The following is a 25485-nucleotide window of genomic DNA, read 5'->3' on the forward strand; positions in this document are numbered from 1 at the left end:
TTATGCCGTGCCTTGCACGCAGAGCGCCCGCTTGAGCGCGCTCTCCACACGTGCCGCATCGGCGCGCCGCCAGCGCGCGCTCACGTGCTGGTCCGGACGAATCAGATAGAACGCGCCGTCCTGCGCGCCGTAGCGCTGCGCCGCCAGCCCTTGCATGTCGCGCAACACCACCGTCGATGCTGGCAGATCCGCGGGCACAGCCGCATCGCCTTCGAGCATCACCACGAACTTGAGCGGCACCGCAGAGCGCGAAAGCGCCTGCAGCGTGTCGAGCGTCGCGGTATCGAATGCCGAGCCAGCACGGCTGAAAACGAGCCCCGCAAACTGGTCGCCCAGATGCGCGAGCAGCCAGCTCTCGTGACCCGCTGCGTTGCGCACCGGCGCGTCTGCGCACGAAGCGCCCGGCTCCATCTGGCCGTCGAACGTCTCTTCGTCGGGCGTGTTCAAGGTCGATTCGCGCAGCACCGCCGGCACGGAAAGCCGGCCGCTGTTCACGAGTTGACGCGCAAATGCGTGCTCGCGAGCGAGCGTGAGCACGGCGTCGCGGAACACGCGGCTCACCGCGCTTTTCGGCGTAATGAAGTCGGTCGAGCGCGTGGAGTTGCGGATGTTTTCGTCGGCGGCGTATTCGCGCTCGCTCGCGTAGGTGTCGAGCAGCGCGTCGGGCGCATGGTTCTCCAGCACCATCGCGAGCTTCCATGCGAGGTTCTCGCCGTCCTGGAAGCCGCTATTCGCGCCGCGTGCGCCGAACGGCGAAACCAGGTGCGCCGAGTCGCCCGCGAACAGCACGTTGCCCTGGCGGAAGCTGTCCATGCGCAGGCACGAGAACGTGTAGATGCTCACCCACTCCAGCTCGAACTTCACGTCGGGCCCGAGCAGCGCGCGCACGCGCGGAATCACGCGCTCGGGCGTTTTCTCGAGCACCGGGTCGGCGTCCCAGCCGAGCTGGAAGTCGATGCGCCAGACGTTGTCGGGCTGGCGATGCAGCAACACCGACTGGTTCGGATGGAACGGCGGATCGAACCAGAACCAGCGTTCGGTGGGGAAGTCGGCTTCCATCTTCACGTCGGCGATGAGGAAGCGGTCCTTGAACGTGCGGCCGTGGCTGTCGAGGCCGAGCAGCTTGCGCAGCGGGCTGCGCGAACCGTCGGCGGCCACCACGTAGCGAGCGAGCAGCGTGTACGGGCCGTCGGGCGTTTCGATTTCGAGCGCGACGTGCGCATCGTCGGCACCCGGCGTGCCGTGCTGCGCGACGCCCGTCACCTTGCTTTTCCAGCGGATTTCGAGGTTGGGCAATGCCTGCGCGCATTCGAGCAGGTAGCCTTCCACATAGTACTGCTGAAGATTCACGAAAGCCGGCCGATGATGGCCGCTTTCAGGCAGCAGGTTGAACGTGTAGACGAGTTCGTCCTTGCGGAACACCTTGCCCACGTTCCAGCTCACGCCCTTTTCGACCATGCGATCGCCGCAGCCGAGGCGGTCGAAGATATCGAGAGAGCGCTTGGAAAAGCAGATGGCGCGCGAGCCCGTGGAAAGCGTGCAGTCGTCGTCCACGAGCACCACCGGCACACCTTGCCGCGCGAGGTCGATGGCCGTCGCGAGGCCCACCGGCCCCGCGCCGACCACCACGACCGGACGCACGTACGCGGCGGCGTCCGGAGTTTGTTCGCTGCATCGCGCGTAGTCGAAGGTCAGCGTCTGATAGTCGATCATCGTTTTGTCTCCACCGTCTCCAGCCTGTCAAGCAGCACATCAATCCTGCAGCGCGTCCCACATCTCCTTGTCGCGCTGCGCTGTCCAGATGCGCGGATGCGTAATGCCGCTCGCCTCGTCATAAGCGCGCGTCACGTCGAACGGCAGGCAGTGCTCGTAGATGAACACGTGGCCGAACTTCGGGTCCATCGCCTCGCGCGTGAGCGACATCGCGCCCTTCAGGTCGAGCTTCTGTTCCACGGCGGCGCGGCCTTGCGCGAGCAGCGTGGTCACGAAGTCCTTCGTGTAGTCGAGACCCTTGTTGACTTCCGCGGGGTTGAGCAGCGCGGGGCCGCGGCCCGGCACGAGCTTCTCGGCGCCCAGCGAGCGCAGCGCTTCGAGCGTGGCGGGCCAGTCGGCGAGCTGGGCGTCGCCGCAATAGCACGCAGCATCGTATTCGACGAGGTCGCCCGAGAACAGCACCTTCTGCTGCGGCAGCCACACCACCGTGTCCCCCTTCGTGTGACCCGAGCCGAGATGCGCGATCTTCACTTCGAGCTTGCCGAGGAACAGCGTGATTTCCTTCTCGAACACGAGCGTGGGCCACGTGAGGCCCGGCACCGTTTCGACGCCCGCGAACAGGCGCGGGAAGCGCTCGATTTCCGACTTCATGTCGGCTTCGCCGCGCTCGACGATCATTTCATAGGTGCCGCGGCTCGCGATGATCTGCTGCGCGCCTTCCTTGAAGTACGCCGAAGCGCCCAGCACGCGCACCGCGTGATAGTGCGAGAGCACGACGTATTTGATGGGCTTGTCGGTGACGGTGCGGATCTTCGCGATGAGGTCCTGCGCCATGGCGGGCGTGGCCGTGGTGTCGACGATCAGCACGCCGTCGTCGCCGATGATGACGCCCGAGTTGGGGTCGCCTTCCGTGGTGTACGCGTATGCGTTTTCAGAGAGCTGCGTGAACGTGACCTTCTTTTCTTCGAGGTCGGCCTGGGATGCGAACGCCTTTGCCATGTTGAGTCTCCGTATCGAGGGGCTCTTGAAGCCGGGGCAGGGCGAAGCGCGCGGGGCCGGGCGCATTGGGCGCCAGCCCGGGTTGTCTCGCCCCGTTTGAAATTGAAATGGACCGCTGTTGTGCCGGGGTGAGGCCATGATGGTCTTCCCGTTTTTATTTGTCAATAGCGAATTATATTGCTATAGGTTAATTTCTACGCAGAGAGCGCCGCAGCCCGAGTGGTTGCCAACGGCTGCCGCTGTTCAGTTAACATGGACCCTTTTTCAGCCAGAGAAAAGCGCAATGAGACGTCGCAACGACAGCGCCGCGTCCGCGCCGGAACGCAGCGCGACGGCGGCCCGCACGCAGCGCGGCATTCAGAGCGTGGAGGTAGGCGGACGCCTGCTGCGCGCCCTCGCCGACGCGCGCGCGCCGCTTGGCGCCACCGATCTCGCGGCCAGCGGTGACATTCCGTCGAGCCAGGCGCACGCCTATCTCGTGAGCCTGACGCGCCTCGGACTCATCAAGCGCGACGCGCTTTCGGGGCGCTATGAGCCCGGCCCACTCGCGCTGCGCCTCGGCCTGCTGCATCTCGCGCAGCAACCCGCGCTGCGCGAGGCCGTGCCGCGCGCCGCCGCGCTCGCGCAGGCGCTGAACTGCAGCGTTGCGCTATGCATTGCCGGGCCGCAGGGGCCGACTATCGTGCGCTACGAGCACGCGAGCCTGCCGCTGCACGTGAACCTGCATGTCGGCACGGTGATGTCGCTGCGCGCCACGGCCACGGGCCGCGTGTTTTGCGCGTTCCTCGGGCCTGAGGCGCTCGAGGCCGCATGGGCCACACAAACCGCGCAGCCGGTGTGGCGCGGCACCAGCCACGTGGCCAGTGCCGCGGGCGCGCCCCAAGAAAGCGCGCCGGACGCCGCGTTCCTCGCCTCGCTCGACGCCATCCGCGCGCGCGGCTACGAACTCGCCATCGACGCACCCAGCCCCGGCGTGAGCAGCGTGTGCGTGCCCGTGCTCGGCCCTGGGCGCGAACCGAGCCTCACGCTCACCGCTATCGGCGCGAGCGGGGTGCTGGACGTGCAAGCGAACGGCGCGGTCGTGCGCGCGCTGCGCGACGCTGCTGCCGGGATCACCGCCGCCGCTTTTTCATCGACACCGACATGCCCCGAGTAAGTTCCAAGCCGCCGCGCGACGACGCAACGCAAGCCGCCGGCGATGACGCCGCAGCCGGCATTGCAGCCGAAGCCGACAAACCGCAACGCGGCATCCAGTCGCTCGATGTCACGGGCGAGCTGCTTGCCGCGCTCGTCGCGGCGGGCACGCCCTTGCCGTTGCGGGACCTCGCCGCCGCCGCGGGGATGGCGCCCGCCAAGGCCTTCCCGCACCTCGTGAGCCTGCAGAAGATCGGCCTGCTCGCGCGCGACGCGGCGGGCCGCTACGAAGCGGGACCGCTCAGTCTCGAACTCGGCCTGATCGGCCTTGCGCGTCTTTCGCCGGTTCGCGAAGCCGATGCCGAGCTGGTGGGCCTCGCCGCCGCCACCGCGATGAGCGTCGCGCTCGCGGTGCCGGGGCCGCTCGGTCCGACCGTCGTGCGTCTCGAAGAATCGCCGTTGCCGCTGCATGTGAGCCTGCGCCCCGGCACGGTGATGTCGCTCGTGAACACGTCGATCGGACGCGTGTTCGCCGCATGGGTCGACGACGACGTGCGCGCAGCCCTCCTCGCGCAGGATGAACTGCGGCTTGCGGGCGCGAAGCCGCGCGAGGGCGCCACGCCCGCCTACCTCGCGCGGCTCGCCGCCATTCGCGCCGAGGGCGTGGACACGGCGCTCGACAAGCCCATTCCCGGCATCAGCACCGTGACCGCGCCCGTGTTCGACCACACCGGCAGCGTGTGCCTCGTGCTCGCGGTGATGGGGCCTTCGGGCAGCCTCGACATCGCCCGCGAAGGAGCGGCGGCGCAACTGCTGGTCGCCGCCGCGGAACGCCTCTCGCGGCGCTTCGGTTACATGGAAGGCGCGGCGGCTGCGCCGCTATAATCGCCTCCCTCGCGTGATACAAGAACGGCACGCCCACCCAATGAGAACCTGCCTATGAGCACGGCATCCGCCGGACAAGCGTTGCGCCAGATCGCCGACCTGCCCTGCCCGCGCGGCCTGCCGCTCGTCGGCAATCTGCTGCAGCTTTCGCCGCCGCGTCTGCATTTGATCCTCGAGCAATGGGCCGCCGAACTCGGCGCGCCCTACCGTTTCCAGGTGGGCGGCATCCCCATCACGATCTGGACCGATACCGAACTGATCCAGCAGATCATGCGCGAGCGCCCGCATCGCTTCCGCCGCTATCAGCCGATCGAAGCGGTGTTCGAGGAGATGGGCTTCAACGGCCTTTTCTCGGCAGAAGGCGTTGCGTGGGAACCGCAGCGCAAGCTAGTGATGCAGGCGCTCTCGATACCCAACATCAAGGCGTTCTACCCCACGCTGGCCGATATCACGCAGCGTCTTCACACCCGCTGGCAACGTGCGGCCGAGCGCGGCGAAACCGTCGAGATGACCGACGACCTCAAGCGTTACACGGTGGACGTGACGAGCGCGCTCGCGTTCGGCGAAGATCCGCGCACGCTGGAGCGCGATCACGGCGTGATTCAGGAACACCTGGAGCGCATCCTGCCGGGCGTGATGAGGCGCACCAATGCGCTCTTTCCGTACTGGCGATATGTCAAGCTGCCGGTGGACCGCAAGCTCGAGCGCTCGCTCGACGAAGTGCACCGCTACGTCAACGCGATGATGGCGCGCGCCCGCGAGCGCATGCGCGACGACCCATCGGATGCGCCGCGCAACCTGCTCGAAGCGATGCTCGCGCAGCAGCAGGCGCCAGGCGGCGAGACGTCCATCAGCGACGCGCAGATCCGTGCGAATGTGCTCACGCTCCTGATCGCGGGCGAAGACACGACCGCCGATTCCATCGCGTGGACGCTGCCTTATCTCGCCGCGGATACGGCCTTGCAGCAGCATCTCGGCGACGAAGCCTCACGCGTGCTCGGCGGTTCGACGGTCTGCCCCGACTACGCGACGTTGAAAGACCTCGATATTTTCGAGGCGATCTGTATCGAGGCCACGCGTCTGCGCCCGGTGGCGTCGGTGCATTCGTTCGAGCCGCTCGAAGATGTGGTGGTGGACAACGTGGCGTTGCCCAAGGGCACGCGCATGTTCTTCGTCGCGCGTCCCGCCATGCTCGACGCCAGGCATTTTGCCGATCCGCAGCGTTACGATCCGTGGCGCTGGATGAAGCGCGGCGAACGCGAAGCCGAAGATGGAAAAGCCCATGACGTGCGCGCTTATCTGCAGTTCGGCGCAGGGCCGCGCGTGTGTCCCGGCCGCCATCTCGCGACGGTGGAAATGCGTCTCGCGCTCTCGATGCTGATGCAGTCGTTTACGATCGAACTGGCGATCGATCCCGCGAAGATTCAGGAAGTGCAGGCGTTTACGATGGTGCCGGATACGATGCCGATAAAGCTCAAGCCGCGCGAAGGCGCCGCGTTCGCCTAAGCGTCAACGGCCGTCCTCGGGCGTGCCGACCGTGGAAGCATCGTCGGGCGCGCCGTCGCTGCGCGCCTGCGCGTCGCGCATCTTGGCTAGCGCCTTGGGCCCGAGGCCGAGCGACACGCCCAGCGCGAGCGCATCGAGCACCGCGAGATGCGCGATGCGCACCACGGCGGGCGCGTGCGCATCGCTCGCGGCGGGCACGCGCAGCAACAGTGGAATATCCACCACCCACGCGAGACGCGAACCCGCACTCGTGAGCGCGATGGTCGTCGCGCCGCGCTCCTTGGCGATCTGAATGCTCTCGTTCACTTCCACGCTGCGCCCCGACTGCGAGATCGCGAACGCCACGTCGCCCGGTTCGAGCAGCGCCGCGTAGAGGCGCTGCAAATGCGCATCCGTGAACGCGCTCGCGGCGATGTCGAGCCGCAGCAGGCGCAGCGCCGCGTCTTGCGCGACGAGCCCCGACCCCGCGCCTACGCCGAAGAAGTACACGCGCCGCGCGCTGGAGAGCGCCGCGACGGCAGCCTCGAACACAGCCGTATCGAGCGAAGCGCGTGCATGGGTCACGCCTTGCACGACCGACTCCGTCACCTTGTCGAGCAGGGTGCCGACCTCGCCGGCCCACCCGGCGCCGCTCGCCTCGCCGCCCGTCATCTCCGTGGCAAGCGCGAAGGGCACGTTGCCCGCCGCGCTCTGCGCGAGCCGCATCTTGAAGTCGCGCAGGCCGTGCGCGCCCACCGCGCGGCAAAAGCGCGTGACGGAGGGCTCGGACACGTCCGCACGCAACGCGAGCTCGGTGATGCTCGCGCGCATGGCGAAGTCGATGTCGGCAAGCACCATCTCCGCGACCTTGCGCTCGGCGGGACGCAGCGACTCCGCGACATTGCGGATGTGATGGATCAGGTTGGAGACCGGCAAGCTGTTTTTCCCGTGGAAGATACTAGGGTCTGCTCACATGAGGGCCCGCTATCCAGTTTCGATGCGTGCTTCCGCTTCAATCGAGCCGCTTGCCGCTTTCAGTATCGAACAGATGCAGGTGCGCCAAAGGCAAACCTAGCGTCATGCGCTGGCCCGGAGAAACGTCCGGGCGCGCGCGCGTGGTGACGCACCATGTCGTTTCGCCTATTTTCCCGTACAAGTGGGTCTCCGCGCCAGTCGGCTCGATCACGTCGACGCTGAACGGCACGTCGCCGCCCGCCTCGATGTGCTCGGGCCGCACGCCGAGCGTCACGCGCGCGCCCGCCTGGGCCTTGCCCTCCGGCAGCGCGATACGCACGCCGTCTTCAAGCACGAGCGCCGTGCCGCGCGCGTCGCTCATCACCGTGCCAACGGCGAAGTTCATCGAAGGCGAGCCGAGGAAGCTCGCCACGAACAGGTTGCCCGGTTTGTCGTAAAGGTCGAGCGGGCGGCCGATTTGTTCGATGCGCCCCGCGTTCATCACGACGATGCGGTCCGCCATCGTCATCGCCTCGATCTGGTCGTGCGTGACGTACACCACCGTGTTGCGCAGGCGCTGGTGCAGCGCCTTGATTTCGGTGCGCATCTGCACGCGCAGCTTGGCGTCGAGGTTCGAAAGCGGCTCGTCGAAGAGGAACAGCGCGGGCTCGCGCACCACGGCGCGGCCCATGGCGACACGCTGGCGCTGGCCGCCCGAGAGCGCGCGCGGCAGGCGCTCCAGGTAGCCCGACAGGTTGAGCATTTTCGCGGCAGCTTCGATGCGCGGCTTGAAACCATTCTCGCGCTCCTTGCGAATGCGCGGACCAAACGCGATGTTGTCGTACACCGAGAGATGCGGGTAGAGCGCGTAGCTCTGGAACACCATCGAGATGTTGCGCTGCTGCGGCGGCAGCGCGTTCGCCCGCGTGCCGCCGATGGTGAGGTCGCCGCCGGAGATGTCTTCGAGGCCGGCGATCATGCGCATCACCGTGGTCTTGCCGCAACCCGAGGGGCCGACGAGCACGACGAATTCGCCGTCTTCGATATCGAGGTCGACGCCGTGCACGACCTGGGTGTCGCCATAGCGCTTGTAGATGCCGTTCAGTTGTACCGCTGCCATGCTGTCCTCGTTTGCGTGAAGTCTTTTCAGGTCGAAATGTCGGGTGCGCGGCCGGGTGCGCGCCTCAGAACGGATCGAGCGTCAGCTCGTTCGCCATCATCCGGTTGCCCGCCATGAGGCCCGCGTCCACGGGCAGCGCCACGCCCGTGATCACGCGCGCCTGCGGCGAGGCGAGAAACTGCACGGCGTCGGCGATGTCCTCGGGCGTGGCCACGTCGCCGAGCGGATACCATTTGCTTAGTTCTTCGAAGATCTTCGGATGCTGCTCGACACGCGCGCGCCACGCGGGCGTCTTCACCGTGCCCGGGCAAACGATGTTCGCGCGTATGCCGTGCGGCCCAAGTTCCATGGCGAGCGCCTTCGTGTAGCTCACGAGGCCCGCCTTCGCCGCGCTGTACGCGGGGTGGCCGAGCGCCGAAAGGCCGTTCACCGAGCCGATCAGCACGAGCGCGCCGCGCCGGCGCTCGATCATCGAGGCGCGCACGGCTTCGACCGTGTAGTAGGTCCCGTTCAGGTTCAGGTCGATGTCGCGCCGCCAGCTCGTGGCGTCGGTATGCGCGAGCGTCGTGCCGAGCGCGCCGCCCGCGTTCGCCACGGCCACGTCCACCGGGCCGCGCGCCGCCACGCCGCGCGCCACGGCTGCGGTCACGGCGGCTTGATCGCTCACGTCGGCGGCGAGCGGTTCGAAGCGCGCCGCGCCCGCTTCGCCCAACTCCGCCGCGAGTTGTTGCACGCCCGCCGCATCGCGGTCGAGCGCGAGCACCGTGTCGCCCGCTTCCAGAAACCGTTTGCACAGCGCGCGGCCTATGCCGCCGCTCGCGCCCGTCACCAGCACCACCCGGCTCATGTCGACTCTCCGTGCGGCCCGCCAGCCTTGCCGGAGAGCCTGAAAATTTCCTACATACGAATGACGCGCGGTTGCCCGTATGCGGGTTTATACCGAGCGCGCCGCGCTGCTGCAGCGCATGAATTTCCCCTGTTTTACAGCATGTTATGCAAATTTCGGCGCTCGAAACAATATCGCGTTTACCAGGTGACAACGCTTTTTTCATCCTGTAGGATTTTTTCAAACAACGCAACCCAGCAGCCGGGTCAAGGCGGCGGCATAAGCAGGAACAACCACCAGGAGAAAGAGAATGTCGTTTCAGGCACGTGCAACCACCATGCTCGGCAAGCTCGCCGTCGCGCTAGCGTTTGCCGGCATCACCGCCGCGGCGCACGCCGATACGGTCCGCGTGACCGTCGCCCACTACAGCGACGCCACCGCCCCGTACTTCGAGAAAATGGCCAAGCAGTTCGAGGCCGCCAACCCCGGCATCACGATCAAGATCGAAGACGTGAACTGGGACTCGCTGCAACAGAAGCTGCAAACGGACATCTCCGGCGGCGCGAACGCCGACCTCGCGATCATCGGCACGCGATGGCTGCTCGACTTCGTGAAGGACGACATTGCCGAGCCGCTCGACCCGTACATGGACGCGAACTTCAAGGGCCGCTTCATCGGTCCGTTCCTGGCTCCGGGTCAAATCAACGGCAAGACCTACGGCCTGCCGATCGCCGCTTCGGCCCGCGCGCTGTACTACAACAAGGACATGCTCGCTTCGGTCGGCTATCCGAACGGCCCGAAGACCTGGAACGACGTGATCGACGCCTCGAAGAAGCTGAAGGCGAAGGGCATTGCGGGCTTCGGTCTGCAAGGCAAGGAAATCGAAACCGACGTGTACTTCTACTACGCGCTGTGGACCCACGGCGGCGAAGTGGTGGGCAAGGACGGCAAGGCGGCATTCAACTCGCCGGCTGGCGTGAAGGCCGCGACGCTCTACAAGACCATGATCGACGAAGGTCTCACGCAGCCGGGCGTGACGGGCTACAGCCGTGAAGACGTGCAGAACCTCTTCAAGCAGGGCCGCGTGGCGATGATGATCTCGGCGCCGTTCCTCGCCAAGCAGCTGAAGAAGGAAGCACCGAACATCAAGTACGGCATCGACCCGATCCCGGTTGCGACGACGCCCGCCACCTACGCGGTGACCGACTCGATCATGATGTTCAAGAACTCCAAGGTGAAGAAGAGCGCCTGGAAGTTCCTGGACTACCTGTTCACGAAAGAACCGCGCGTGCAGTTCACGAGCACGGAAGGCTTCCTGCCGACCACGAAGGCTGAAGCGACCGACCCGGTGTTCCAGGACCCGGACACGCAAGCGTTCATCGCGCTCCTGCCGCATGCGAAGTTCGCGCCGACCGTGACGGGCTGGGAAGACACCGCCAAGGCCGTGACCAACGCCATGCAATCGGTCTACCTTGGCAAGGCCAAGCCCGCCGATGCGCTGAACCAGGCTGCCACCGAAGCGAACAAGTCGCTCGGCAAGTAAATTCGGCAAACAAGCCTTGATGGCAACACCGGCGCGCGCCCGAAGTTCCCGGCGCGCGCCGGAGCGCCTGAGAACCGACGTTTCGAAGCACTGACGATTCGACATGACTACGGGTCCCCTGAAGCCCTCGCCCGCCGCAGCACCGGCCGGCGATGCCCCCGACCGATCACGCGCACGAACCCGCATGAGCCGACAACCCCGCGCCGTTTCCGCGCCCCGCGCGCCCTGGCTCCTGATCGTGCCGAGTCTCGTGCTCGCGCTCTTCATCATCAGCTATCCGATCTTCAACATCGTGTATCAGTCGCTGCACGATGTCTCGCGCTTCGGACAGATTCGCGACTTCAGCGGCCTGCAGAACTTCTATAACGTGTTCGGCGACCCGGTGTTCATGAGCGCCCTGAGGAACACGCTGATCTGGACATTCTTCGTCGTGGTGGGCACGGTTGGGATTTCCGTGCCGGTCGCGCTCGTGCTCAATCAGGACTTTTACGGCCGCGGCATTGCGCGCACGATCGTCATGCTGCCGTGGTCCGTCTCGCTCACGATGACGGCCGTGGTCTGGCGCTGGGCGTTCAACGACGACTACGGCATGGTCAACGTCACGCTGCAGCGCCTCGGCCTCACTTCGGGGCCGATCCACTGGCTCGCGACGCCCGAGTATGCGTTCCCGGTGGAAATCTGCGTGGGCATACTCGTGTCGATACCCTTCACGACCACGATCCTGCTGGGCGGCCTCTCCTCGGTGCCGGGCGATATCTACGAAGCCGCGCGCATCGACGGCGCGAGCGCCTGGCAACAGTTCCGCCAGCTCACGCTGCCGCTGCTCAAGCCGTTCATCAACATGGCGATCCTGCTGAACGTGATCTACGTGTTCAACTCGTTCCCGATCATCTGGGTGATGACGCAAGGCGGCCCCGACGACAGCACGCATATTCTCGTCACGTACCTTTACGAACTCGGCTTCCGGTTAGGACGACCAGGCGAAGCCGCCGCCGTCTCGCTCATCATGCTCGTCATCCTGTTCGCATTCTCGGTGGTCTACCTGCGCCTGCAGGCAAAACGCGGCGGCGCCGAAGGAGACCTGGCATGAACCGCAAGCTCAAACGCTCGATCTGGTGCTGGCTCGCGCTCTCGCCGCTCGTCGTGGCCGTGCTGTTCCCGTTCGCGGTGATGTTCTTCACCTCGTTCAAGCCGGCTTCGGAAGTGTTCGTCTATCCGGCGCGCTGGCTGCCGATGCAGTGGCGCTGGCAGAACTATGCCGACATGTGGCAGGCCGCGAACTTCGGCGTCGCGCTGCGCAACAGCATTGTGGTGAGCTGTCTTTCCACGGCGCTTGCGCTGGCCGTAAGCCTGCCGGCCGCCTATGCGCTCGCGCGCTTTCCGTTCCGCGGGCGCGGGCTTTACCGCCAGTTCCTGCTCGTCACGCAGATGCTCTCGCCTATCCTGCTCGTGGTCGGCCTGTTCCGGCTCGCCGCGATGATTCCGTACGGCGACGGCAATCTCGTCGATTCGAAGATCGGCGTGATCGTCTCTTATGCGGCGTTCAATATCGCCTTTGCCGTGTGGATGCTCTCGTCGTATTTCCAGACCGTGCCGCGCGATCTCGAAGAATCGGCGTGGCTCGAAGGCTGCAGCCGCACGGGCGCCGTGTTCCGCGTGTTCCTGCCGCTTGCGGTGCCGGCCGTGGTGGTCACGGCGATCTTCACGTTCATCAGCGCGTGGAATGAGTTCGCCGTGGTCTACACGCTGATCCGCTCGCCCGAGAACAAGACGCTCACGGTGCAGGTCACCGACATGGTGGCCGGCAAGTACACCGTGGAATGGCAGCTCGTCATGGCGGCGACGCTCGCGGCCACGCTGCCGGTTTCCGTGGTGTTCGCCTGGCTGCAGCGCTACATGGTGAAGGGACTCGCGCTAGGCGCTGTGAAGTAACAGGAAGTCTCGCGCGCGCGGGCGCAGCAATCGGGCACGGTCCACGCTTTGGCCGCTTCGTCCCGTCGCCCGCGTGCGGGGGGTGCACCATCTCGACGTGCGCGAGGCGTCGCCTACTTGCTTAGTTCATGGCCGATCACGCCGCCGGCCACGGCGCCGCCCACGGTGCCGACCGCGCTGCCGTTGGTGGCCCGGTTGCCGACATAGCCGCCCGCGGCGGCGCCGCCCAGCGTGCAGGCTCCCGTGCCCGCAACCGTGAGCACGACGGTGATGACGAGTGAGGCGCGCGCGGCGCTTAAGCGTCTTAGCCAGTTCATCGCCGATTCTCCTGATCGATGGTCCTGGCTTTCATGCCAGCAAGCTGCGTGCCTCGCCGGATTTCAGCCGTGGTGCAGATGCAGCAGGATCAGCGTGAGCGTGACGAGCGAACCGAGTGTGGAATGCAAAATGGTGCGCGAAGTCACGTGCGCCTCGCGCCGGTAGTACTCGGCGAGCATGAACGGGCCGGTGCCCGTGGGCAGCGCCGCGAGCAACACCGCGATTTCCACGAGCTGGTCTGGCAGCCCGAATACGCGATCGGCCAGCCACCACGTAAGCAGCGGCTGCGCGACGAGCTTGCAGAGCGTGAGCCACCACGACGACTCACGCGGCGCCTCGCCGCTCGCGCGGCGTTCGGCGAGAAAGAGCCCGAGGCTGACGAGCGCGCACGGGCTCGCCGCACCGCCCAGCAGCTTGAGGAACGTTTCCGCGCTAGTGGGCAGCGTGACGTGCGCGGCCGAAACGATCGCCCCCAGCGCCGGCGCAACCAGCAGCGGATTGCGCAGAAGCGAGCGCACGACCTTGATGGCAAGCCGGTGCGGACGCCGCTCGCTTTGCAGTCCCGTCTCGATCAGCACGATGGCGATGGCGAACAGCACGCAGACCACGAGGATCGTCGCGATGGTCGTGGGCGTGAGGCTCGACGGCCCGAATGCGATCATGCACAGTGGGAAGCCCACGTAGCCGGTATTCGGATAGGCGGCGGCAAGCCCGTCGATGCTCGCATCCGCGAGCGGGCGGCCGAGGAACACGCGCGCGCCCACCACGGCGATGAATACGGCGAGCCCGGCAAGACCGAACGCGGCGACGAATGCCGGCTGATACAGCTCGTGCCACGTTGCGTGCGCAAGGATATCGAAGAGCAGCGCGGGGAGCGCAAGCCATACGACGAAGCGGTTCAGCTCGGAAGCCGCGGCGGGGCCGAGGACATTCGTGCGTCGGCAGGCGAAGCCCGCGAAAATGAGGCCGAAAACCGGCAGGAGAATGGAAACGGCAGAAAGCATCGGGATTCGTGAATGCAAAGCGCGCGGACGTGCCGCGCGCCAGAGTGAAACGGAGGACGAACAGTTTCGCTAATCCATCGCCGCGTGACTCGTATCGACAGTGGCGGCGCTCGGGCCGGTGCGGATCAGAAAGAGCAGCGGAATCACGAGCAGCGTCGCCACGAACATCATCTTGAAGTCGTTCAGATACGCGATCATCTGAGCCTGCTGCGTGATCGACTGGTTGAGCACGGCGAGATCGTACCGCGAACCGCTTTCGAGCATCTGCTGAACCGCCGGATTGAACGGCGTGATGTTCGCGGCGAGGTCCGAATGTGCGATCTGCGTGCCGCGCGTAACGAAAGTCTGCACGATCGAAATGCCGATACTGCTGCCGATGTTGCGCATGAGGCTATAGGTGGCCGTGCCATCCGCGCGCAGTTGCGGTGTCAGCGTCGAGAAAGTCAGCGCGGAAAGCGGCACAAATACGAAACCCAGGCCAAAGCCCTGCACCACGCCCGGCCACACGATATCCGAGGGCGAGAGCACCAGCGTGTACTGCATCATCTGCCAAAGCGCGTACGCGGAGACCATGAAGCCGAACAACAGCATGACGCGCGCGTCCACGCGTTTCAGCATGCGCCCCGCTATCAGCATGGCGACCATGGTGCCCGCGCCGCTCGGCGCGGTCACGAGCCCCGTAGTGGCGACCGGATAGCCCATGAGGTTCTGCAGCATGGGCGGCAGCAGCGCGCGCGTGGCGTAGAGCACCGCGCCAATCACGAAGATGAAGAGTGTGCCCGTCGCGAAGTTGCGGTCCTTGAGCAGCTGGTAGCGAAAGAACGTGCCGGGCCCCGAGGTGGCCGTATGCACGATGAAGAACGCAAAGGCAATGGCCGCAACCAGCGCCTCGATGCGGATCTCCAGCGAGCCGAACCAGTCGAGCTGCTCGCCGCGGTCGAGCAAGGCCTGCAGCGCGCCGATGGCAAGCGCGAGCGTGGCGAAGCCGAAAACGTCGAAGCGCTGCGTGCGGCCCGGCACACGCGCGGGCATGAACGTCGAGACGCCGAAAAACGCGAACAGGCCCACCGGCACGTTGATGAAAAACACCCAGCGCCAGTTGTAGCTATCCGTAAGCCAGCCGCCGAGCGTTGGCCCTAGCACGGGGCCGACCATCACGCCCATGCCCCACACCGCCATGGCCTGCCCCTGGCGCTCGCGTGGATTGATGTCCAGAAGAATGGACTGCGAGAGCGGCACGAGCGACGCGCCGAACACGCCCTGCAACAGCCGCGAAGCGACAATCTCGCCGAGCGTTTCGGAAAGCCCGCATAGCGCCGAGGCCACGGTGAAGCCCGCAATCGCGACTCCCAGCAACCGCTTCACGCCGTAGCGGTCGGCGAGCCAGCCCGTGAGCGGCGTCGCAATGGCGGCCGCGACGATATACGAGGTGAGCACCCAGGTGATCTCGTCCTGGGAGGCAGACAGCGTGCCCTGCATGTGCGGCAGCGCGACATTGGCGATCGTGCTGTCCAGCGTCTGCATCAGCGTGGCGAGCATGATCGAGAGCGCGATCATGCCGCGATTGAGCGGGGCTTCCTTGCCCGACTCCGCCCGATGCTGCGCGGCGGCGCCGTCCTGCATGACTGCGGTCATCGTGCGGTTGTCTTGCGGCTATCTTGATTGGGGGCGGAGCGTGCCGAATTAATAAGCCTGCTTATTATACGACTCGCCCCTGCCGACGCAATCGGTATCGCCAGGCAGAGGACGCTCGCGAGAGGGCGCGAGCCGCACGCCCGTATAATCGCGCGATGACTACCGACCTCGAAAAGCGCTTTGGCTTCCTGGTCGTCGACGTGGGCCGGCTCTACGGCAAACGTTACGACGAGCTTGCGAAGTCGTCGCTCGAACTCACGCGCGCGCAGTGCCGCATGATCGCGTACCTCGCGCACTACGGCGACATGAACCAGGCGCGCCTCGCCGAACTGCTGGAAGTGGCGCCCATTTCCGCGGGGCGGCTGCTCGAGCGCATGGAAGAAGGCGGCTGGGTGGCGCGCGCGCCCAACCCGGACGACCGCCGCGAATGGCTGGTGAGCCTCACGCCCAAGGCGGAAGGCGTGCTCACGGGCGCACGCCGCGTGGGCGACGAAGTCCAGGCGGAAGCCCTAGCGGGCTTCACGCCTGAAGAAGCCGAGCAGTTCAGCGCGATGCTTCAGCGGGTGCGCGCCAATCTCGGCGCGCTGGTGGAGCGGTAACTCGATGCGATAACGCGCGTTAGCGCAGGCGCACGAGCGTGGACTTGAGTTCCGTGTACTTTTCGAGCGCGTGCAACGACTTGTCGCGGCCGTTGCCGGATTCCTTGAAGCCGCCGAACGGGAAGTTCATGTCCCCGCCTTCGTCGTAGCAGTTCACCCACACCGTGCCCGCACGCAGCCTGCGCGAAATTTCATGCGCGTGTGTGAGGTTCGCGGTCCAGACGGCCGCCGCGAGCCCGTAGTCACTGTCGTTGGCAATGCGCACCGCTTCGTCGATCGTGCTGAACGTGATGACCGACAGCACCGGCCCGAAGATTTCCTCGCGCGCGATCTTCGTGTCGTGATGCGTATCGAACACCGTGGGCTCCACGTAGAAGCCGCCGCCCTGCGCATTCACGCGTTCGCCGCCCGTCAGCAGCTTCGAGTCCTTGCGGCCGGCTTCGATATAGCTCAGCACCCGCTCCAGCTGAATCTTGTCGATGATCGCGCCCATCGACACCTCGGGATCGAGAGGATTCCCAGGCTTATAGGCCTTTGCGGCCTCGACGAGCTTCGCAAGGAATACGTCCTTGATCTCGTGATGGACGAGCAGGCGCGAGCCCGCCGTACACATTTCACCCATGTTGTAGAAGATCGCGCCCGCCGCCGCACTCGCCGCGCGGTCGAGATCCGGGCAATCGTGCAGCACGATATTGGGCGACTTGCCGCCCAGCTCCAGCCACACGCGCTTGAGGTTCGACTGGCCCGCGTACTGCATGATCTGCTTGCCCACGTTCGTCGAGCCCGTGAACGCAATGCAGTCCACGTCGCGATGCAGGCCGAGCAGTTTGCCGGGCTCCCCGCCACCCGGCAGCACGTTGAACACGCCCGCTGGAATGCCGGCCTCGTGCGCGAGTTGCGCCACGCGAATGGCCGTGAGCGGCGACTTCTCCGAAGGCTTGAGCACGACGCTGTTGCCCGCCGCGAGCGCGGGTCCGAACTTCCACGAGGCCATCAGGATCGGGAAATTCCACGGCACGACGGCGGCGACCACGCCGATGGGCTCGCGCGTAACGAGGCCAACGAGATGATGATCGGCGGGCACGACTTCGCCGCCCACCTTGTCAATGGCTTCAGCGAACCATTCCACGCAATAAGCCGCGCCCGGCACGTCCACGGTCGTCGTGTCGCCAATCGGCTTGCCTGCGTCGAGCGTTTCGAGCAGCGCGAGTTCGTCGAGATGCTCGCGCATGAGCGCGGCCCAGCGCAGCAGCACGGCCTTACGCGCACGCGGATTCAGGCCTGCCCATACCCCCGCGCCGAACGCGCGGCGAGCAGCGCCGACCGCGGCATCGACATCGGCTGCGCCGCAATCGGCGACGCTCGCGAGCACGCGACCGTCGATCGGGCTCACGCAATCGAACGTGCGGCCCGAATACGCGTCGCGATACGCGCCGTCGATGAATGCGCGGCCTTCGATCGAAAGCGTCGCGGCCTTGTCCTGCCAGTAAGCGAGAGTTTTCTTTTCCATCAGGATGCCTCAATGATTTGCGATCCACCTTGCACGCCGCAACGCGGCGTCAGGTGAAACGGGTTCGCGCGATCAGGGAGTCAGAAGGTGGGCGGCGAATTGGCCGACACCACTTCGCAGACTTCGTTCGCGCTGGGATTGCGAAACCGGTGCGGGAAGCGGCTTTCGAAGTAGTAACTGTCTCCGGGGTCGAGCAGCCACGTCGTGCTCTCCACGGTCAGTTCGAGTTGCCCGGCGACCACCACGCCGCCTTCGTGCCCGGCGTGCACCAGCATTTCAGGGCCGGTATCGGCAAGCGGCTGATAGACCTCGCGCATGATGCCCATGTTGCGGTCCTTCACATTCGCGCCGGCCAGATAGAACTCGATCGACTCGTTGCCGAGGTTCGGCATTTCGCCGCGCCGCGACACGACTTCTGTCCCTTCGGTCAGGTCAAATGTGAAGAATTCGGCGAGGCTCATCGGTATGCATTCGAGCAGCTTCTTGAGCGAGCCCACAGAGGGACTGACACGACTTTGCTCGATCAGCGAGATCGCGCCATTGGTCACGCCCGCGCGCTTGGCGAGTTCGCGCTGCGACAAGCCATAGCGTTTGCGAACATAGCGCAGGCGCGTGGCGACTTCGGACGACACAGAACCGGACTCGGACACGATGAAGGATCGTTGGGGGTGAAACCGCGTGGACAGGGCGCGGTGGACGTGTTGATTATTCTAATCAGTTTGCTTGATTTTGCGTCAGTACAAACCCCTGTAAGTTATTCGAAATATAAGTGCAGGAGCCGATATTTCGCAGAGCGTGCTAATTCACATGGCTCTCGGGGAAAGTGCTGACATCAAAAACTTGAAAAAATAATTGACGCCCTTTTTGGCTCGTATATGCTGGACTACAGGTCGAACACTGCATCGTTTCTGCCGCGTTGCAACGCAAAAACCGCGTTTTATGCGAGAAACATAGCGAGTCGGCTGAGTTTGGAAAGCAATACATCGATGTCGCTCAATGTTTAATGCCTCACTCAAATTGACGACCTCGAATGCTTTAACCAGACGTCTTTTTCAACGCAACCAGTCGAGTGTTATTGTGAGAGTCCGTGGCCCTCTGGTGAGGTGGGATCGTAGTCATGCGAGGTGTCTTCGCAGTGACTGCTCCGCCATCGCCGACGGCAGTAGCGGCAGGCTTGCCTCTCGCCTGTTCCTGTCCGTCTTCACGATCCTTTCCCGCCGCTCTGTGCGGCGTCACAACTCGGTCTCCGCACGCGCCTTCATTGCCGTCCACACGGACGAAGTCGCGTCGCTTCTGCCCTAGCGCCTCTCCTTCCCGCGCCGTTCGTTTTCTTCGCCGTCGTTGGTTCGCGAAGTGTCTTGTCACGTCTTCGCGATGTGGCTGCGCACGCCTGAACACCGTCGCGCCTCACAACGGCCAGAAACGAACCGCCTACATGATCTCCACGCGCAGCGCCATCCGTTAGCGCCGCTGCGCGGAGCACACAGGGTTTGCAGCCTTGCGTCCCGCAAGGCTGCAAGGTCATGTCACGCCCGTAGCGCCGACACACCGCGCACGGGCAAGCAAGCGAATCATTAGTCATGCGAACCAGACCAGTAGTTGGCGTTACTGCCGACCGCACGATGATGGGACCGCACGCGTCGCATGTTGCCGGCGAGAAGTACATCGCCGCGGCTGTGGATGGAGCAGGCGCGCTCGCATTCGTGCTGCCCGCCCTGGGCGAGCGGCAGGCTGCGGCCGACATTCTCGAAGCCGTGGATGGACTGCTTTTCACGGGCAGCTATTCGAACGTCGAGCCGCATCGTTATGGCGGCCCGGCAAGCGAGAGCGGCACGCTGCACGACCCCGCTCGCGACGCCACCACGCTGCCGCTCATGCGCGCCGCGATCGAGGCTGGCGTGCCGGTGCTCGCCATCTGCCGCGGCTTCCAGGAGATGAACGTGGTGTTCGGCGGCACGCTGCATCAGCAGGTGCACAACGTTGCCCGCTACGACGACCACCGCGAGAACAAGGACGATCCGCTCGACACGCAATACGGTCCGGCGCACGCGTTGAAGCTCGTGGAAGGCGGTGTGCTGCAACAGCTTGCGGGCGGCGCGCGCGAAGCACGCGTGAATTCGCTGCACGGCCAGGGCATCGAACGGCTGGGCGCGGGCCTCGTGGCCGAGGCATTCGCACCCGACGGCCTCATCGAAGCCGTGAGCGTAGCGAACGCGCAGCGCTTCGCCCTTGGCGTGCAGTGGCACCCCGAATGGAAATATGCCGACGACGCGCTGTCCACCGCCATCTTCCACGCGTTCGGCGAAGCCTGCCGCAACCACATGCTGGCCCGAATACCGGGCGGGGCCGGACACGACGTGGCGCACGCGCCGCGCACCGCCCACGCCTGATGCCGGCCCATACAGAACAGAGAGAACCATCATGCATGAAATCGACGAATTCCTGAAAAAGCACCACATCACCGAAATCGAAGCGATCATCCCCGACATGGCGGGCATTGCACGCGGCAAGATCATCCCGCGCAGCAAGTTCGAATCGGGCGAGTCGATGCGCTTGCCGCAAGCCGTGATGATCCAGACCGTGACGGGCGATTACCCCGAAGACGGCAGCCTTACCGGCGTCACCGACCCCGACATGGTGTGTGTGCCCGACCCCTCGACGATCCGCATCATTCCGTGGGCCGTCGATCCCACCGCACAGGTGATTCACGACTGCGTGCATTTCGACGGCACGCCTGTCGAGATCTCGCCGCGCCGCGTGCTGCGCCGCGTGCTCGACCTCTATGCCGCGAAGGGCTGGAAGCCGGTGATCGCGCCGGAACTCGAGTTCTATCTCGTCGATATGAACAAGGATCCGGATATTCCGCTCGCCCCGCCCATTGGCCGTACGGGCCGTCCGGAAACGGGCCGCCAGGCGTATTCGATCGAAGCGGTGAACGAGTTCGACCCGCTTTTCGAAGACATCTACGAGTACTGCGATATTCAGGACCTCGAAGTCGATACGCTCATTCACGAAGTGGGCGCGGCGCAGATGGAAATCAACTTCCTGCACGGCGATCCGCTCAATCTCGCCGACCGCGTGTTCCTCTTCAAGCGCACGGTGCGTGAAGCGGCGCTGCGCCACCACATGTACGCCACCTTCATGGCGAAGCCCATGGAGAACGAACCGGGCTCGGCCATGCACGTGCACCAGAGCCTCGTTTCGGTGGAAAGCGGCCAGAACCTGTTCACGGGTTCGGACGGCAAGCCCACGGACATGTTCTACGCGTATATCGCGGGCATGCAGAAGTACACGCCCGCGCTCATGCCGATCTACGCACCGTACATCAACTCGTATCGCCGCCTTTCGCGCTTCATGGCCGCGCCGATCAACGTGGCATGGGGCTACGACAACCGCACGGTGGGTTTCCGCGTGCCGTATTCGTCGCCGGCTGCGCGCCGCGTGGAAAACCGCATTCCCGGCGTGGACACCAACCCGTACCTCGCGATCGCCGGCACGCTGGCCGCCGGCTATCTGGGCATGACGCAGCATCTCAAGCCCACCGAGCCGCTCGTGAGCGACGGCTACTCGCTGCCCTACCAGTTGCCGCGCAACCTCGAAGAAGGCCTCACGCTGATGGGCTCGTGCGAGCCGCTCAAGGACATTCTCGGCGAGAAGTTCGTGCGCGCCTACCTCGCGCTCAAGGAAACCGAATACGAAGCCTATTTCCGCGTGATCAGTTCGTGGGAACGCAAGCACCTGCTGCTGCACGTGTAAACGAAAGGAGAGACAGCAATGAGCTATCGAATCGACGCCCCCGCCAGCGCGCTGCAGGACGTGCCGACCACGCTACGCGCGCAATCCAGCCGAACGGCGCGCTCGACGAGCGAGTATCGCGCGCTGGACGCCGCGCATCACATTCACCCGTTTTCCGACATGGGCTCGCTCAACAAGACGGGCAGCCGCGTGATCGTGAAGGCGAAAGGCGTGTACCTGTGGGACTCGGAAGGCAACCAGATCATCGACGGCATGGCCGGGCTCTGGTGCGTGAACGTGGGTTATGGTCGCAAGGAACTGGCCGACGCCGCCTACGAGCAAATGCAGGAACTGCCCTTCTACAACACGTTCTTCAAGACCACGCACCCGCCGGTCATCGAATTGTCGGCGCTGCTCGCACAGCTTTCGCCCGAGCCGTTCAACCACTTCTTCTATTGCAACAGCGGCTCCGAAGGCAACGACACGGTGCTGCGCATCGTGCATCAGTACTGGCACACGCAAGGCAAGTCCTCGAAGAAGGTCGTCATCTCGCGCCGGAACGCGTATCACGGTTCGACCATCGCAGGCGGCACGCTGGGCGGCATGGGCTATATGCACGAGCAGATGCCCTCGAAGGTCGAGAACATCGTGCACATCGACCAGCCGTACTTCTATGGCGAAGCGCAAGGCAACCTGTCGCCCGAGGAGTTCGGCCTCGCGCGCGCGCAGCAGCTCGAAGCGAAGATTCTCGAAGTGGGCGCGGAGAACGTGGCCGCCTTCATCGGCGAGCCGTTCCAGGGCGCGGGCGGCGTGATCTTCCCGCCCTCGACCTACTGGCCGGAAATTCAGCGCATCTGCCGCAAGTACGACATCCTGCTCTGCGCCGACGAAGTGATCGGCGGCTTTGGCCGCACCGGCGAATGGTTCGCGCATCAGCACTTCGGCTTCGAGCCCGACCTCATCACGATGGCCAAGGGCCTCACGAGCGGCTACGTGCCGATGGGCGCAGTGGGCATTCACGACCGCATTGCGAAGGCGCTCATCGAAAACGGCGAGTTCAATCACGGCCTCACGTACTCGGGGCATCCGGTCGCCGCCGCCGTGGCCGTGGCGAACCTCAAGCTGCTGCGCGACGAAGGCATCGTCACGCGTGTGAAGAACGACACCGGCCCGTACTTCCAGCAACGTCTGCGCGAGACGTTCGCCAATCATCCGATCATCGGCGACATCTCGGGCGCGGGTCTCGTGGCGGGCCTGCAGCTCGCCGAAGATCCGAAGGCGCGCAAGCGCTTCGCGAATGGCGGCGATGTGGGCACGCTCTGCCGCGACTTCTGCTTCAACGGCAACCTCATCATGCGCGCCACGGGCGACCGCATGCTGCTCTCGCCGCCGCTCGTCGTCACGCGCGGCGAGATCGATGAAATCGTGTCGAAGGCGAAGAAGGCCATCGACGCAACTGCGCAACAACTGGGTCTTTCTTAACGCGACTTGTCCACGGCGGGCGGCGCAACGGGGTGCTGGGCCTCCCGCCGATCTTCATCTTCAGGGGAAAGCAACATGAGTGTTAGTCATCTTCGTCATGCGGTCGCGATCGCGGCCCTCGCAGCGTGTGCAGGCCTCACGGCCATTCCCAGCGAGCCAGCGCACGCGGCCGACGGCGATCTGAACGTCTACAACTGGTCCGACTACATTGCGAAAGACACGATCCCGAACTTCGAAAAGGAAGACGGCATCAAGGTGAAGTACGACAACTACGACAGCGACGACACGCTGCAAGCCAAGCTGCTGGCCGGCAGCTCGGGCTACGACATCGTCGTGCCCACCTCGAACTACATGGCCAAGCAGATTCAGGCCGGCGTCTACCAGAAGCTCGACAAGTCGAAGATCCCCAACCTCGCGAACCTCGATCCCGTGCTCATGCATATGATCGCCGACGCCGACCCGGGCAATCAGTACGGCGTGCCCTGGGCGTTCGGCACCGACGGCATCGGCTACAACAAACAGGCGGTGGAAAAGGCGCTCGGACCGAACGCGCCGGTCGATAGCTGGGCACTCGTGTTCGATCCGCAAAATCTCTCGAAGCTCAAGGGCTGCGGTGTGTCGTTCCTCGACCAGGCTGTGGACGTGTTCGCCGCGACGCTGCAATACATGCACAAGGACCCCAACAGCACGAACCCCGCCGACTATCAGGCCGCATTCGAAGTGCTGAAGAAAGTCCGCCCGTATATCACCCAGTTCAATTCGTCGGGCTATATCAACGACCTCGTGAACAACGATATCTGCGTTGCCGTGGCATGGTCGGGCGACGTCGGCATCGCGCACCGCCGCGCCGAGGAAGCCAAGCGCTCGTATGACGTCAAGTTCTCGAACGTGAAGGAAGGCGGCCTGCTGTGGTTCGACGTGATGGTCGTGCCCAAGGATGCACCGCACCCCGAAAACGCGATGAAGTGGATCAACTACATCTCGGACCCGAAGGTCAACGCGCAGATCACCAACGAAGTGTTCTACCCGACGGCGAACAAGGCCGCACGCCAGTTCGTCACGCCGGCAGTCGCGCAGGACGCGACGGTGTACCCGTCGGAAGACGTGCTCAAGAAGATGACGCTGATGAAGCCGATGCCGGCTGACATCCTGCGCCTCGAAAACCGTCTGTGGGCCCAGTTGAAGACCGGCCGCTGACACGCTGATTTCCCCCTGAAGGAAACAAGAAGGAGACGACGCGGAAGAGGGATCGCTCGACCCCTCTCCGCCTGAAGTGCGCAATTCCGAAGTCAGGCCGCGCGGCGCCGCCCCCCATTTTTGACGACGCGCGCGAGCCTTTCCCGAGCTCCGTTCGCAGTACTAATCGCGAGTCGCGCCAGCGCCCCGTGCGAGCCGGCTCGCGCCTGAAAAACGTGTACTGCGATCAGAAAGGAACCAAGGTCAGATCATGAACTCGACGTCTAAAGTCAACGCTCCAGAAGCTCCGCGCGCCAACGCGACCCCGGCAACGAACGATGCGTTCGTGCGCATCGAAAACGTCGTCAAGAAGTTCGGCGAGAGCACCGCCGTGGACAACGTGAGCCTGAACATCGCCAAGAACGAGCTTTTTGCATTGCTCGGGAGTTCGGGCTGCGGCAAGTCCACCCTGCTGCGCATGCTCGCGGGCCTCGAAACGGCCACGTCGGGCCGCATCTTCGTCGATGGCGAAGACCTCGCGTCGCTGCCGCCGTACCGCCGCCCCGTCAACATGATGTTCCAGTCGTATGCGCTCTTCCCGCACATGAGCGTGGAGGCGAACGTCGCGTTCGGCCTCAAGCAGGAAGGCGTGCCGAAGAACGAAATTCGCGAGCGCGTGGCCGACGCGCTCAACCTCGTGCAGATGGGCCGCTACGCGAAGCGCAAACCCCATCAGCTTTCCGGCGGCCAGCAGCAGCGCGTGGCGCTGGCGCGCTCGCTCGTGAAGCGCCCCAAGCTCCTGCTGCTCGACGAACCGATGTCGGCGCTCGACAAGAAGATCCGCCAGAAGACCCAACTCGAACTCGTGAACATCATCGAGAAAGTCGATGTCACCTGTGTGATGGTCACGCACGATCAGGAAGAGGCGATGACCATGGCCAACCGCCTCGCGGTGATGAGCGAGGGCCGCATCGTCCAGATCGGCTCGCCAGGCGAAGTCTACGAATTCCCCAACAGCCGCTTCTCGGCCGAGTTCATCGGCTCGACCAACCTGTTCGAAGGCAAGGTCGTCGAGGACGAGCCGGATCACATCTTCGTGGAAAGCGAAGACCTCGAAACGCGCATGTACGTGAGCCACGGCGTGAGCGGCCCGCTCGGCATGCCCGTGGGCATTTCGGTGCGGCCGGAGCGCGTGCGTGTGACGCGCGAAAAGCCTGGCACGCAGCACAACTGGGCGCGCGGTGTGGTCACGGATGTCGCCTACATGGGCAGCTATTCGCTTTATCACGTGCGTCTGCCGGGCGGCAAGGTGGTCGTCTCGAACCTCTCCAGCTCGCACCTCATGAACGAGGGCGCGCCCGCCTGGAACGACGATGTCTACGTGTCCTGGTCGCCGGCCAGCGGCGTCGTGCTCACGCAGTAAGGAGGCCTCAAT

The 25485-nt window shown here is 64.9% G+C and carries 23 protein-coding genes; 13 read left to right on the forward strand and 10 right to left on the reverse strand.

Annotated features, from left to right (window positions below):
* Both A3CW_RS0105930 and A3CW_RS0105935 read right to left on the reverse strand, forming a co-directional pair.
* Positions 1–1713, reverse strand: coding sequence for an FAD-dependent oxidoreductase (locus A3CW_RS0105930; RefSeq protein ID WP_028202736.1), 1713 nt, complete (start codon positions 1711–1713; stop codon positions 1–3).
* 39 nt (positions 1714–1752) lie between these two features.
* Positions 1753–2712: an MBL fold metallo-hydrolase gene (locus tag A3CW_RS0105935; RefSeq protein WP_028202737.1), complete on the reverse strand. Its 960-nt coding sequence runs from the start codon at positions 2710–2712 to the stop codon at positions 1753–1755.
* A gap of 283 nt (positions 2713–2995) precedes the next feature.
* Between A3CW_RS0105935 and A3CW_RS0105940 the strand changes: the two genes are divergently transcribed.
* Genes A3CW_RS0105940 through A3CW_RS0105950 form a run of 3 tightly spaced genes read left to right on the forward strand, consistent with a single transcriptional unit; the run spans position 2996 to position 6237 of the window.
* A complete protein-coding gene (locus A3CW_RS0105940) occupies positions 2996–3868 on the forward strand; it encodes an IclR family transcriptional regulator (RefSeq protein WP_028202738.1) in 873 nt (290 codons plus the stop codon).
* Complete coding sequence (locus A3CW_RS0105945; RefSeq protein ID WP_081771536.1) at positions 3856–4731, forward strand: IclR family transcriptional regulator; 876 nt, start codon at positions 3856–3858, stop codon at positions 4729–4731. The genes A3CW_RS0105940 and A3CW_RS0105945 overlap by 13 nt, the downstream gene beginning before the upstream one ends.
* 54 nt (positions 4732–4785) lie before the next feature.
* Complete coding sequence (locus A3CW_RS0105950) at positions 4786–6237, forward strand: cytochrome P450 (RefSeq protein ID WP_028202740.1); 1452 nt, start codon at positions 4786–4788, stop codon at positions 6235–6237.
* 3 nt (positions 6238–6240) lie between these two features.
* Here the strand turns inward: A3CW_RS0105950 and A3CW_RS0105955 are convergent, their stop codons facing one another.
* From A3CW_RS0105955 to A3CW_RS0105965, 3 genes are all read right to left on the reverse strand, one after another.
* Positions 6241–7152, reverse strand: coding sequence for a MurR/RpiR family transcriptional regulator (locus tag A3CW_RS0105955; RefSeq protein WP_028202741.1), 912 nt, complete (start codon positions 7150–7152; stop codon positions 6241–6243).
* Positions 7153–7228: 76 nt separating this feature from the next.
* Complete coding sequence (locus A3CW_RS0105960) at positions 7229–8290, reverse strand: ABC transporter ATP-binding protein (RefSeq protein ID WP_028202742.1); 1062 nt, start codon at positions 8288–8290, stop codon at positions 7229–7231.
* Between the two features lie 64 nt (positions 8291–8354).
* Positions 8355–9137: an SDR family oxidoreductase gene (locus tag A3CW_RS0105965; protein ID WP_028202743.1), complete on the reverse strand. Its 783-nt coding sequence runs from the start codon at positions 9135–9137 to the stop codon at positions 8355–8357.
* 289 nt (positions 9138–9426) lie between these two features.
* Here A3CW_RS0105965 and A3CW_RS0105970 point away from each other — a divergent pair, with 289 nt between their 5' ends.
* The 3 genes from A3CW_RS0105970 (at position 9427) to A3CW_RS0105980 (ending at position 12591) form a co-directional block, all read left to right on the forward strand.
* Entirely contained in the window at positions 9427–10659 is a 1233-nt protein-coding gene (locus A3CW_RS0105970; RefSeq protein WP_028202744.1) for an ABC transporter substrate-binding protein, read from the forward strand.
* A 184-nt stretch (positions 10660–10843) separates the two neighbouring features.
* Entirely contained in the window at positions 10844–11749 is a 906-nt protein-coding gene (locus A3CW_RS0105975; RefSeq protein ID WP_028202745.1) for a carbohydrate ABC transporter permease, read from the forward strand.
* Positions 11746–12591 carry a carbohydrate ABC transporter permease gene (locus A3CW_RS0105980; RefSeq protein ID WP_028202746.1) on the forward strand — a complete coding sequence of 282 codons (846 nt, stop codon included), beginning with the start codon at positions 11746–11748 and terminating at the stop codon, positions 12589–12591. Before A3CW_RS0105975 ends, A3CW_RS0105980 begins: the two co-directional genes overlap by 4 nt.
* 113 nt (positions 12592–12704) lie before the next feature.
* On the opposite strand, the gene A3CW_RS45410 is transcribed toward A3CW_RS0105980, so the two are convergent.
* From A3CW_RS45410 to A3CW_RS0105995, 3 genes are all read right to left on the reverse strand, one after another.
* Positions 12705–12908, reverse strand: a complete 204-nt coding sequence (locus A3CW_RS45410) for a glycine zipper 2TM domain-containing protein (protein WP_035512405.1) — start codon at positions 12906–12908, stop codon at positions 12705–12707.
* A 63-nt stretch (positions 12909–12971) separates the two neighbouring features.
* The gene (locus A3CW_RS0105990; RefSeq protein ID WP_028202748.1) at positions 12972–13913 is read right to left on the reverse strand and encodes an AEC family transporter; all 942 of its coding nucleotides are present in this window, start codon (positions 13911–13913) and stop codon (positions 12972–12974) included.
* A gap of 69 nt (positions 13914–13982) precedes the next feature.
* Positions 13983–15470 carry a DHA2 family efflux MFS transporter permease subunit gene (locus A3CW_RS0105995; protein ID WP_028202749.1) on the reverse strand — a complete coding sequence of 496 codons (1488 nt, stop codon included), beginning with the start codon at positions 15468–15470 and terminating at the stop codon, positions 13983–13985.
* A 233-nt stretch (positions 15471–15703) separates the two neighbouring features.
* Between A3CW_RS0105995 and A3CW_RS0106000 the strand changes: the two genes are divergently transcribed.
* A complete protein-coding gene (locus A3CW_RS0106000) occupies positions 15704–16147 on the forward strand; it encodes a MarR family winged helix-turn-helix transcriptional regulator (RefSeq protein WP_028202750.1) in 444 nt (147 codons plus the stop codon).
* A gap of 19 nt (positions 16148–16166) precedes the next feature.
* Here the strand turns inward: A3CW_RS0106000 and A3CW_RS0106005 are convergent, their stop codons facing one another.
* The gene (locus A3CW_RS0106005) at positions 16167–17657 is read right to left on the reverse strand and encodes an aldehyde dehydrogenase (RefSeq protein ID WP_028202751.1); all 1491 of its coding nucleotides are present in this window, start codon (positions 17655–17657) and stop codon (positions 16167–16169) included.
* Positions 17658–17737: 80 nt separating this feature from the next.
* On the reverse strand, positions 17738–18289 hold the full coding sequence (locus A3CW_RS0106010; RefSeq protein ID WP_028202752.1) for a cupin domain-containing protein: 552 nt from the start codon (positions 18287–18289) through the stop codon (positions 17738–17740).
* A gap of 445 nt (positions 18290–18734) precedes the next feature.
* On the opposite strand from A3CW_RS0106010, the gene A3CW_RS53790 reads away from it, so the two are divergent.
* The 6 genes from A3CW_RS53790 to A3CW_RS0106035 all read left to right on the forward strand — a co-directional run bounded on the left by A3CW_RS53790 (position 18735) and on the right by A3CW_RS0106035 (position 25473).
* Positions 18735–18959, forward strand: coding sequence for a hypothetical protein (locus tag A3CW_RS53790; RefSeq protein WP_233271840.1), 225 nt, complete (start codon positions 18735–18737; stop codon positions 18957–18959).
* A 278-nt stretch (positions 18960–19237) separates the two neighbouring features.
* Positions 19238–20047 (forward strand): gamma-glutamyl-gamma-aminobutyrate hydrolase family protein, encoded by an 810-nt coding sequence (locus tag A3CW_RS0106015; RefSeq protein WP_028202753.1) that lies wholly within the window; start codon positions 19238–19240, stop codon positions 20045–20047.
* A 31-nt stretch (positions 20048–20078) separates the two neighbouring features.
* Entirely contained in the window at positions 20079–21413 is a 1335-nt protein-coding gene (locus A3CW_RS0106020) for a glutamine synthetase family protein (RefSeq protein ID WP_028202754.1), read from the forward strand.
* A gap of 18 nt (positions 21414–21431) precedes the next feature.
* Positions 21432–22874, forward strand: coding sequence for an aspartate aminotransferase family protein (locus A3CW_RS0106025; protein ID WP_028202755.1), 1443 nt, complete (start codon positions 21432–21434; stop codon positions 22872–22874).
* Between the two features lie 75 nt (positions 22875–22949).
* Positions 22950–24071, forward strand: coding sequence for a polyamine ABC transporter substrate-binding protein (locus tag A3CW_RS0106030; RefSeq protein WP_028202756.1), 1122 nt, complete (start codon positions 22950–22952; stop codon positions 24069–24071).
* Between the two features lie 250 nt (positions 24072–24321).
* Entirely contained in the window at positions 24322–25473 is a 1152-nt protein-coding gene (locus A3CW_RS0106035) for an ABC transporter ATP-binding protein (RefSeq protein WP_028202757.1), read from the forward strand.
* The last annotated feature ends 12 nt before the right edge of the window (positions 25474–25485 follow it).

The sequence above is a fragment of the Paraburkholderia nodosa DSM 21604 genome (genome assembly GCF_000519185.1).
GTDB classification, from domain to species: domain Bacteria; phylum Pseudomonadota; class Gammaproteobacteria; order Burkholderiales; family Burkholderiaceae; genus Paraburkholderia; species Paraburkholderia nodosa.